Source organism: Janthinobacterium sp. CG_23.3 (genome assembly GCF_046115965.1).
GTDB lineage: Bacteria > Pseudomonadota > Gammaproteobacteria > Burkholderiales > Burkholderiaceae_D > Janthinobacterium.
On record NZ_JBJXIB010000179.1, the window covers coordinates 1 to 8,205 of the forward strand.

Annotated in this window: 11 protein-coding genes; 8 read left to right on the forward strand and 3 right to left on the reverse strand. The window is 59.4% G+C overall.

Annotated features, from left to right (window positions below; all coding sequences use genetic code 11):
• Positions 1-139 precede the first annotated feature (139 nt).
• Positions 140-946 (forward strand): hypothetical protein, encoded by an 807-nt coding sequence (locus ACFDR9_RS25885; protein WP_409032827.1) that lies wholly within the window; start codon positions 140-142, stop codon positions 944-946.
• 90 nt (positions 947-1,036) lie between these two features.
• Here ACFDR9_RS25885 and ACFDR9_RS25890 read toward each other — a convergent pair whose 3' ends face one another.
• The 3 genes from ACFDR9_RS25890 to ACFDR9_RS25900 all read right to left on the reverse strand — a co-directional run bounded on the left by ACFDR9_RS25890 (position 1,037) and on the right by ACFDR9_RS25900 (position 2,413).
• Positions 1,037-1,345 carry an STAS-like domain-containing protein gene (locus tag ACFDR9_RS25890; RefSeq protein WP_409032828.1) on the reverse strand — a complete coding sequence of 103 codons (309 nt, stop codon included), beginning with the start codon at positions 1,343-1,345 and terminating at the stop codon, positions 1,037-1,039.
• 71 nt (positions 1,346-1,416) lie between these two features.
• A complete protein-coding gene (locus tag ACFDR9_RS25895; RefSeq protein WP_409032829.1) occupies positions 1,417-1,905 on the reverse strand; it encodes a hypothetical protein in 489 nt (162 codons plus the stop codon).
• A 163-nt stretch (positions 1,906-2,068) separates the two neighbouring features.
• Complete coding sequence (locus ACFDR9_RS25900) at positions 2,069-2,413, reverse strand: DUF2917 domain-containing protein (protein WP_409032830.1); 345 nt, start codon at positions 2,411-2,413, stop codon at positions 2,069-2,071.
• A gap of 341 nt (positions 2,414-2,754) precedes the next feature.
• Between ACFDR9_RS25900 and ACFDR9_RS25905 the strand changes: the two genes are divergently transcribed.
• The 7 genes from ACFDR9_RS25905 to ACFDR9_RS25935 all read left to right on the forward strand — a co-directional run bounded on the left by ACFDR9_RS25905 (position 2,755) and on the right by ACFDR9_RS25935 (position 8,129).
• Entirely contained in the window at positions 2,755-5,235 is a 2,481-nt protein-coding gene (locus ACFDR9_RS25905; RefSeq protein ID WP_409032831.1) for a type VI secretion system Vgr family protein, read from the forward strand.
• 36 nt (positions 5,236-5,271) lie between these two features.
• Entirely contained in the window at positions 5,272-5,553 is a 282-nt protein-coding gene (locus ACFDR9_RS25910) for a hypothetical protein (RefSeq protein ID WP_409032832.1), read from the forward strand.
• Between the two features lie 39 nt (positions 5,554-5,592).
• Positions 5,593-6,048, forward strand: coding sequence for a hypothetical protein (locus tag ACFDR9_RS25915; RefSeq protein WP_409032833.1), 456 nt, complete (start codon positions 5,593-5,595; stop codon positions 6,046-6,048).
• Positions 6,045-6,590 carry a DUF3304 domain-containing protein gene (locus ACFDR9_RS25920; RefSeq protein WP_409032834.1) on the forward strand — a complete coding sequence of 182 codons (546 nt, stop codon included), beginning with the start codon at positions 6,045-6,047 and terminating at the stop codon, positions 6,588-6,590. Before ACFDR9_RS25915 ends, ACFDR9_RS25920 begins: the two co-directional genes overlap by 4 nt.
• A 68-nt stretch (positions 6,591-6,658) precedes the next feature.
• Positions 6,659-7,201 carry a DUF3304 domain-containing protein gene (locus ACFDR9_RS25925; protein WP_409032835.1) on the forward strand — a complete coding sequence of 181 codons (543 nt, stop codon included), beginning with the start codon at positions 6,659-6,661 and terminating at the stop codon, positions 7,199-7,201.
• A gap of 59 nt (positions 7,202-7,260) precedes the next feature.
• Positions 7,261-7,815, forward strand: coding sequence for a DUF3304 domain-containing protein (locus ACFDR9_RS25930; protein ID WP_409032836.1), 555 nt, complete (start codon positions 7,261-7,263; stop codon positions 7,813-7,815).
• A gap of 2 nt (positions 7,816-7,817) precedes the next feature.
• Positions 7,818-8,129: a phospholipase effector Tle1 domain-containing protein gene (locus ACFDR9_RS25935; protein WP_409032837.1), complete on the forward strand. Its 312-nt coding sequence runs from the start codon at positions 7,818-7,820 to the stop codon at positions 8,127-8,129.
• Positions 8,130-8,205 lie beyond the last annotated feature (76 nt).

Genomic DNA, 8,205 nt, shown 5'->3' on the forward strand with positions numbered 1-8,205 from the left:
GCGGGGCGGTTTTGGTGGCATGCACGCATGATGCGTTATCCACGATTCGTTTACAACAACTTTCTACGCTGTACGCTCAGGCTGAATAGTCACCTTAAATTTTACGTTCGGCAATTTTAGCAACGTATGCGCGAGCTCGGTGGGATTTAAACGGCATTGTATTGAATCGATAGCGGTGCATGAATTTGGACATGTTTTGGGCTTGGCGCACGAACAGAACCGGGCAGACACGCCAACGGCCACCTGCAGGGAGCCGCGCCAGGGTAGTAATGGCGATGTCACCGTCGGCGCCTGGGATTTGAATTCCGTAATGAATTATTGCAACACGAATTACAACGGCAACGGCGCTTTGAGCCCGGTTGACATTCAAACAGTACAAACCTTTTACCAAGCTCAGTTGGCCGATGCGGATTTCTCTTTCGATGCCGATTTCTATCTGAGCCTGTATCCGGATTTGCGTAATGTCTTCGGAAGCGACCACGACGCCGCGCTGCGGCATTGGAACGCTACCGGCATTGCCGAGGGGCGCAGAGCATCCCGCGAATTTGATGCGGTGTATTATCTGAACAAATATCCAGACCTGAAAAACGCTTTTGGCAACAACTATGCCGCCGCGCTGAACCACTGGAAAACGAGCGGCATCGCCGAGGGCCGCCAGGGCTCGTTGGAAGTCAATTCCTCATATTATTTGGATAGCAATACCGACCTGAAGGCGGCGTTTGGAAGCAACTACCGCCTGGCCTTAAACCACTTCAAGGTCAGCGGTTTTAATGAGGGGCGGCAGGGCGCCGCCGAGTTTGGCGTGGTTCAATATTTCAATCGATATGGGGATCTGCGCGAAGTATTCAAATACACGAACGGACCGGCTTCGCTGCTTAACGATAAAACGCTGGGTTTCCGTCATTGGGTACAGGACGGCAAGCGGGAGGGGCGAATCGGTAATTGATTTTCTCTGGCCAAGCGCCCGCAGCGGCCGCCAGGTTTCTGGCTGCGGCCTGTAGCCGGCGTCGGGGCGCTTGTTGTCGCCGCTTGCTGCTCAGTGGGGAAGGGCTGCGGCGGCGCAGCGCGTCAGGATCACGTGTTTGACGAGCGGCCGGCTGGACTCGCTGAGGTTGCTCAGCTTCACGCGCTGCTTGAACGCGTCGAGTCCGAGCCGGGCCGCGAGTTGGCCCACGCACTCGTCGGCGAACGACGGCGTCAGACTGCGGTGGCGAAAGTCGATGTCAACGGACTCGTGCTCGCGTAACAGGGCCAGCAACTGCGCCCGCGCCTGTGCGCCGGCAGGGCGGGTGGTCAGTTCCCTGGCGAGCTCTTCGATACTGACGCTAAAAGTCGAAATCATCATCACTCATTCCCTCCGGCAGCGGAAAACCATCATAGACAGCACCGGTATCCATCTGAACGTCCAGATTCCATTCAATTACCAATAAAGTACCATTCCACGGCGAGTTGGGGGCATATATTCCTGCATAGCTTGAGGTAAGGCAGAACGCTTCCACCCCGGAGCGCAAATACAACACGCCGTCGTTTTGCTCCAGCAAATTGCGGGCCACCGCCAGCCGCGTTCTGCGCCAGCGAGGCGCCGATGCCGATGCCGGTGTCGGCCAGCGCGATCTGCGCTTTTCGCCTTGCGGGCCAGACCTGCGCGCGCAGCACGCCATAGACCCCGTCGGTGACCGCAGAGTGCGCGTAGCAATTGCCGAGCATTTCGCGCAGCATCGTGTAGAGCGCATCGATGGTGCGGGCATTGGAGCATACCGACTTGAACAGGGCGACCAGGGCGTCGGCCGTGTTTTCGATGCCGCTCTCGTCCCTGAGCAGTTCAATCGGATAATAGCGGCCCGCCGCGTGGCGTTGCCTGCCGCGGAAAGGGGATGCAATGCCGAGCGCGCCCCACAGGTTCATGGTGTCGGCGTAGGAGCTGATGGCGTCGGGCAGGGCGAGACGGGCGGGGCCGGGGTGGCGCAGACGTCAGCGTAAAGTTAACGGGCAAAAAGAAAGCCGCGAATATCGCGGCTTGCTTTTTGTTGCGCCGGTGTCAGCGGCCCGGCGCGGGCGCCGCCGCGCTTCAGCGCGATCCGCATGGCGCGTAGCCCATGGCGCCGGTCTTGCTGACCGACAAGCGCTGCGCCAGCCGGTTCAACTGCGCGCCCAGCCCCGCCGCAATAGACGGCCGGCGCGCGCCGCTGAAGTCGACCCGGCTGGCCACTTTGTCGGCCTCGATCACCACCAGGCGGCCGGCCGGCACGGCGAAGTTGTCGCCGGCGCTGAGCCAGTAGTCGCCCAGCTCGCCCTCGACGGTGAGCCAGACCCGGCCGCTGGCGATGCGCAGGCTCTGGGCTTGGCCGGCGACGCCGGAGACGGCTTGGCCGGCTGCGATATGAAAGCAGCTGTTTGCGAATAATTCTCTCATGATGGTCACCCGTTCAAGTAGCGCCGGCCCGCCGGATCGAATCTTTCGATCGCATGTATCGGTGCCGGACAAGACCATATTACGTCTTGTGTGCGCCGCAGCAAAATGATAAATTTTCCCTGTCTTTGCTATTTATATTCACATACCGCGATGGCCGTCCCAGGTCGGCTGCACCCCGCGAACGCAAGTTATTTTCGACTGTCCATATTGCTCCGCGCCGCCAAACAACCCCGCGCGCACTTGGGATAGGTCAAGGATGGCTAGCAGACCAAGATGTTACTATGTGAAACTTTCAAAATTAACAATCCGCCGCGTCAACGCTGCGCGGTGTGGGAACCTACATGAGCGATGGACTTCAAAGTTTGCGCGAGCTGATCGCCGGACGCCAGCATAACCGCATACTGCGCCTCTCCTTTCCCGGCAACGACGGGCCATCCTCCCAGCTACTGGTCGACAAACTGGACGCGTTCGAAAGCTTGTCGCGCGATTTCGATTTCACCGTGGAGTTACTGTCGGATAACGCGTGCCTGGAGCTCAAGGACCTGCAAGGCAAGCTCCTGTGCGTGGAAATGGTCCGTTCGAACGGTACCATGCGACACTTTTCCGGCTACGTGTACGAATTCCGCTTACGCCGCGTCGATGGCGCCCTGGCGTTTTACGAGGCCCGGTTGGGGCCTTGGGCGCGCTACTTGAGTCTGCGTAAAGACAATTACTTGTTTCACAACAAGAGCTTGCGCGAACAGACCACGATGATCTTCCAGGATTACGGCACCCATGCCGTCTGGGACTGGCGCGTCATCGGCGATGATGCGCCGATGACGGATGCCTGCCAGTTTGGCGAATCCGATTTCAATTATCTGTCGCGGCGCTGGGAGGCGGCCGGCTGGAGCTATTTCTACGAGCATGCCGCGACGGGCCACCAGCTTGTTCTCATTGACGACACCACCCGCGCGGCGTTGATCGACGGCGGCGCCGACGTTCCCTACCAGCGCCACGGCGGTTCGTACGAGGAAGACGGTATCGGCGAATGGTCCCCGGTGCGCCAGTGGATGCCCGGCAGCGTGGCCGTGGCGCGGTTCGATTTCAAGAATCCGGCCCGGCAGTCGCAAAATATCAGCGCGGTGCCGACCGTGAGCAAGCAGGGCGCCGTGCTGGATATCGAGTCGTATGAATACGCCGGCGCCTACGGCTTCAAGAACCGCCAGGACGGCGACCGCTTGGCCAAGCTACGGATGGAAGAGATGGAAGCGGCCGGCAAACATTTCGAAGGCGCCGGCAACAACCGCTATATGATGCCGGGGCGCTGGTTCCACCTGGTCGGCCATTTCGACGACAGCCTGGCCGTCGGCGAACGGGCCGGGGAGCAGAACGCCTTCCTGGTTCTCGAAGTGCGGCACGCGGCAAGCAATAATTATTTGCAGGGCGCGGACGGCCCCGCCGGTTACAGCAACCGCCTGCGCTGCATCCGCAAGGCGATACCATGGCGGCCCGGCCGCAATTTCAACAGCGTCGACACCAGGATCTTGGCGCCGCAGACGGCCAGCGTGGTCGGCCCCGCCGGACCCGACAGCATACACGTCGACGAGTATGGCCGGGTGCGCATCCAGTTCCACTGGGACCGGGTCGGCGAATACGACGACCGAAGTTCGGCCTGGGTGCGCGTCGCCGGTTTATGGGCGGGTAGCGAATTGGGCGCGGCGGCGATACCGCGCGTCGGCTCGGAAGTTTTGGTGGCATGGCTCGATGGTAATCCCGACCATCCGATCATCACCGGCGCCATCCATAACCAGCGCAATATGCCGCCATGGGCGCTATCGACCCAGCAGGCGTTGACGGGCCTGCGCAGCCGCGAGTTGAAGGCCAACGGCGGCAACGCCGCCAGCGGACGCAGCAACCACTTAATCCTCGACGACACCAATGGAAAAATACAGGCGCAGCTAAAAAGCGACCACCAACACAGCCAGTTGAGCCTGGGCCACATCACCCGCATCCAGAGCAACGCCGGGCGCCAAGACGCCCGCGGCGAGGGCTGGGAGCTGCGCAGCGACGGCAATGGCGCTCTGCGCTCGGGCAAAGGGATGCTGATCTCCACCGAAGCGCGCGCCGGCGCGCAAAGCCACATCACCGACATCGGCGAGCCGTTGCGGCGGCTGACGACGGCGCGCGACCAGCACGAGCGGTTCGCCGATTTCGCGCAGCAGCTGGAGGCGCAGGAGAAAAACGCCGACCAGAGCGCGGTGGCCCGGGCCATCAAAGAGCAAAACGAGGCGCTGAAGGGCGGCGGCGAGCAAGGCGAGCTGGCGGCGCCGCATTTGCTGGTGGCCGCCGCCGACGGCATCGAGGGGACGACGCCGAAAAGCATCCACCTAGCCAGCGGCGAACACACCGCGCTGACCACCGGCGGGCACGTCAGCCTTAGCGTCGGCGAGCGCCTGCTGGCCAGCGTCAAAGGCGGGATCCGCCTGTTCGCGCATCAGATGGGCATGAAACTCATCGCCGCCGCGGGCGTGATTGAAATCAAGGCGCTGACCGACGCGATCAAAATGATCGCCAAGCTCGATATCGAAATCATCAGCACCACCGACAAGATCCGCATCTATTCGACCAAGACCGTTGAAATCGGCGCCGGCGACAGTTTTACGGTGTGGAAGCCGGACAGCATCGTCGACTACACCCAGAACCGCATCACCTTCGCCAATTTTTCGGCGCCCGGGCCAAAAATGATGCCGGGCAGCGTGCCACAACTGCCCGAGGGGAAAATTTGTACCAAGTGCATGCAAAACGCCGCCAATACCGCCGGCACGCTCAGCAAAATCGGCTAACCGCGGCGACGCGCAACCCTTTGTTTTAAAGACGCAATGACACCGACACTCCATTATTTGCTCGACGGCGCCATGGTGGGCGGCGCCGATAGCCGCCTGCCGGCGGCGCTGCCCCATCCGGCCTGGCTGTACCCGCTGGCCGGCCGCGACGACCCCGGCGCGCCGTTCGGCGCCATCCTGCTCGATCCGCAGGCGGCCGCCGCCGCGCAGCAACAGGAGACGCTGCTGGCGTTGCGCCAGGCGGTTCCGTCCGGCTTGCACTGGTCGGTCATCGAATCCACGCTCACGCCAGCGCAGATGGCGGCGCACCTGAGCTAGTTCACCAAAATCCTGCTGGACGACAGGCAAACCTATTTCTTGCGTTTTACCGATTGCCGGGTGCTGCTGGTCTTGTCCAGCGTGCTAACGGCCGGGCAATGGCGCGCACTGACGGCGCCCATGGCGACGTGGGAAATCCATCTGCGCGACGGTAGCCGGCATGCGCTGCCGTTGGGCGGCAGCGACGTCGAGCCGGCCGCCGCGCCCTGGATATTGCGCGACAACCAAGTCGCGGCCTGCATGGACGCGGAGGAAGCGGACATCTTGTTAAACCAGCTGGGCTACACGCTCGACAACATGGGCGAGAACATCCACCACTACTGGAACGCCGCCAAACGCTGCGTCGCCGCGTGGCAGCAGGACGGCGCGGGAAACCGGCAGACCTTGTTCTATATTGCGCGCAGGGCGTTCCAGCCGGAAGGAACAGCGCTGAAGGCGAGCGAGCTGAACGCGCTGTTTCTGGCCTCGCCGCCGCTCTGTGAGGGCGTCCAATGACTGTGAAATCCGTGTTGCTACATCTGCGGCGGCTTTGTTGCATCGCCGGTGTGTGGGTGCTGGCGGCTTGCGCCGGCCCCGGTGACGGCAGTCGGGCGCCCGCCGAAATGATGGGCGTTTCCATTGTCTCCGTGGGCCACATTGGTGGAATGGTTGGTATTCCCAATTTTTATGTTAATGGCGCGTGGGGTGGAAACAGCACCGGTTGGGGCGGAGGTGGAAAGACAGCCTGTTGTGTAAGTTTGCCTAAAATTCCGCAACCGACGCTGGTGACGGTGAAGTGGGAAAGTTGCGATATCAGCCACATTGAGTTTGTCAATGATCGAGCGGTTGATCCCAATTCAGAGTGCAAGTCCGAATGGCACGAGGCCAGCGTTCCGGTGCATTTCGCGGTGCCACCGGGGGATAGTTTTGGCTTGAACATTCATTTTTTGCCGGGCAACAAAGTAGAGGCATGGTTGTCCAACAAGGGCGTGGGAAAAGCGGACTACCCGGGGCCAAAATATTCGCGTGGGCCCGCCCCGGACCATGCCGTGGAGTAGTTTGGCACGTGCAATTCCAAAGGGGCAACGATCAAAATGCAATTTAAAGGGAGAACGCAATGAATGTAATGATGAAATCCACGCTGCGAAATTTTCGATGGTTCTGCTGCGGAGTTGGTTTGCTGGTACTGGCGGCTTGCGCCGGCCCCGGTGGCGGCAGTCGGGCACCCGCCGAAATGATGGGCGTTTCCATTGTCTCAGTGGGCCACATTGGTGGAATGGTTGGTATTCCCGATTTTTATGTTAATGGCTCGTGGGGTGGAAACAGCACCGGTTGGGGCGGGGGCGGCGGAACGACTTGCTGTGTAAATTTGCCTAAAATTCCGCAACCGACGCTTGTAACGGTGAAGTGGAAAACTTGCGATATCAGTCACATTGAGTTTGTCAATGATCGAGCGGTTGATCCGAATTCAAAATGCAAGTCCGAATGGCACGAGGCCAGCGTTCCGGTGCATTTCGCGGTGCCACCGGGGGATAGTTTTGGCTTGAACATTCATTTTTTGCCGGGCAACAAAGTAGAGGCATGGTTGTCCAACAAGGGCGTGGGAAAAGCGGACTACCCGGGGCCAAAATATTCGCGTGGTCCCGCCCCTGACTATGCCGTGGAGTAGTTTGGCACATGCAATTCCAAAGGGGCAACGATAAAAATGCAATTTAAAGGGAGAACGCAATGAATGTAATGATGAAATCCACGCTGCGAAATTTGCGATGGTTCTGCTGCGGAGTTGGTTTGCTGGTACTGGCGGCTTGCGCCGGCCCCGGTGGCGGCAGTCGGGCGCCAGCCGAAATGATGGGCGTTTCCATTGTCTCAGTGGGCCACATTGGTGGAATGGTTGGTATTCCCGATTTTTATGTTAATGGCTCGTGGGGTGGAAACAGCACCGGTTGGGGAGGTGGGGGAAAGACAACCTGTTGTGTAAGTTTGCCTAAAATTCCGCAACCGACGCTGGTGACGGTGAAGTGGAAAACCTGCGATATCAGTCACATTGAGTTTGTCAATGATCGAGCGGTTGATCCCAATTCAGAATGCAAGTCCGAATGGCATGAGGCCAGCGTTCCGGTGCATTTCACGGTGCCACCGGGGGATAGTTTTGGCTTGAACATTCATTTTTTGCCGGGCAACAAAGTAGAGGCTTGGTTGTCCAACAAGGGCTTGGGAGAAGCGGACTACCCGGGGCCAAAATATTCGAGTGGTCCCGCCCCTGACTATGCGAAGGAAGAATAAACTTGAGCGCTCCCACCCATTATTTGGCGCCGCCAACGCTGCAACGCGCAGACAAATTACCCCACGGTACTTGCGTCGATTGTAAATCCGTCGTCAACATCGGAATATTTTTTGATGGCACCGACAATAATTTTGAGCGCGACAAAGGAAAATTGGGCCATAGCAACGTGGCCCGTCTTTTTTTGGCCTATAAAGATGATCCTGGAAGTGGATATTTCAGCCATTATGTTGCTGGCATTGGAACGGAGTTCAATCTAATTTCCGAAAGCAAGCCCTCTTTCAGGGGGAGTCCATGGGCAATCCACCCAAGTTAAGAATTTTTCTTTAAAAGTAGAGCGAAATACAATAAAAAGCTTGACATGCCAGTGAGGTAGGGCGCGGCCAGTGAGA

Excerpts from the sequence above, each read along its gene's own strand:
- ACFDR9_RS25890 (WP_409032828.1), bottom strand. The coding sequence starts at position 1,345 with ATGATGATTTCGACTTTTAGCGTCAGTATCGAAGAGCTCGCCAGGGAA.
- ACFDR9_RS25895 (WP_409032829.1), bottom strand. The coding sequence starts at position 1,905 with ATGAACCTGTGGGGCGCGCTCGGCATTGCATCCCCTTTCCGCGGCAGG.
- ACFDR9_RS25900 (WP_409032830.1), bottom strand. The coding sequence starts at position 2,413 with ATGAGAGAATTATTCGCAAACAGCTGCTTTCATATCGCAGCCGGCCAA.
- ACFDR9_RS25905 (WP_409032831.1), top strand. The coding sequence starts at position 2,755 with ATGAGCGATGGACTTCAAAGTTTGCGCGAGCTGATCGCCGGACGCCAG.
- ACFDR9_RS25910 (WP_409032832.1), top strand. The coding sequence starts at position 5,272 with ATGACACCGACACTCCATTATTTGCTCGACGGCGCCATGGTGGGCGGC.
- ACFDR9_RS25920 (WP_409032834.1), top strand. The coding sequence starts at position 6,045 with ATGACTGTGAAATCCGTGTTGCTACATCTGCGGCGGCTTTGTTGCATC.
- ACFDR9_RS25925 (WP_409032835.1), top strand. The coding sequence starts at position 6,659 with ATGATGAAATCCACGCTGCGAAATTTTCGATGGTTCTGCTGCGGAGTT.
- ACFDR9_RS25930 (WP_409032836.1), top strand. The coding sequence starts at position 7,261 with ATGAATGTAATGATGAAATCCACGCTGCGAAATTTGCGATGGTTCTGC.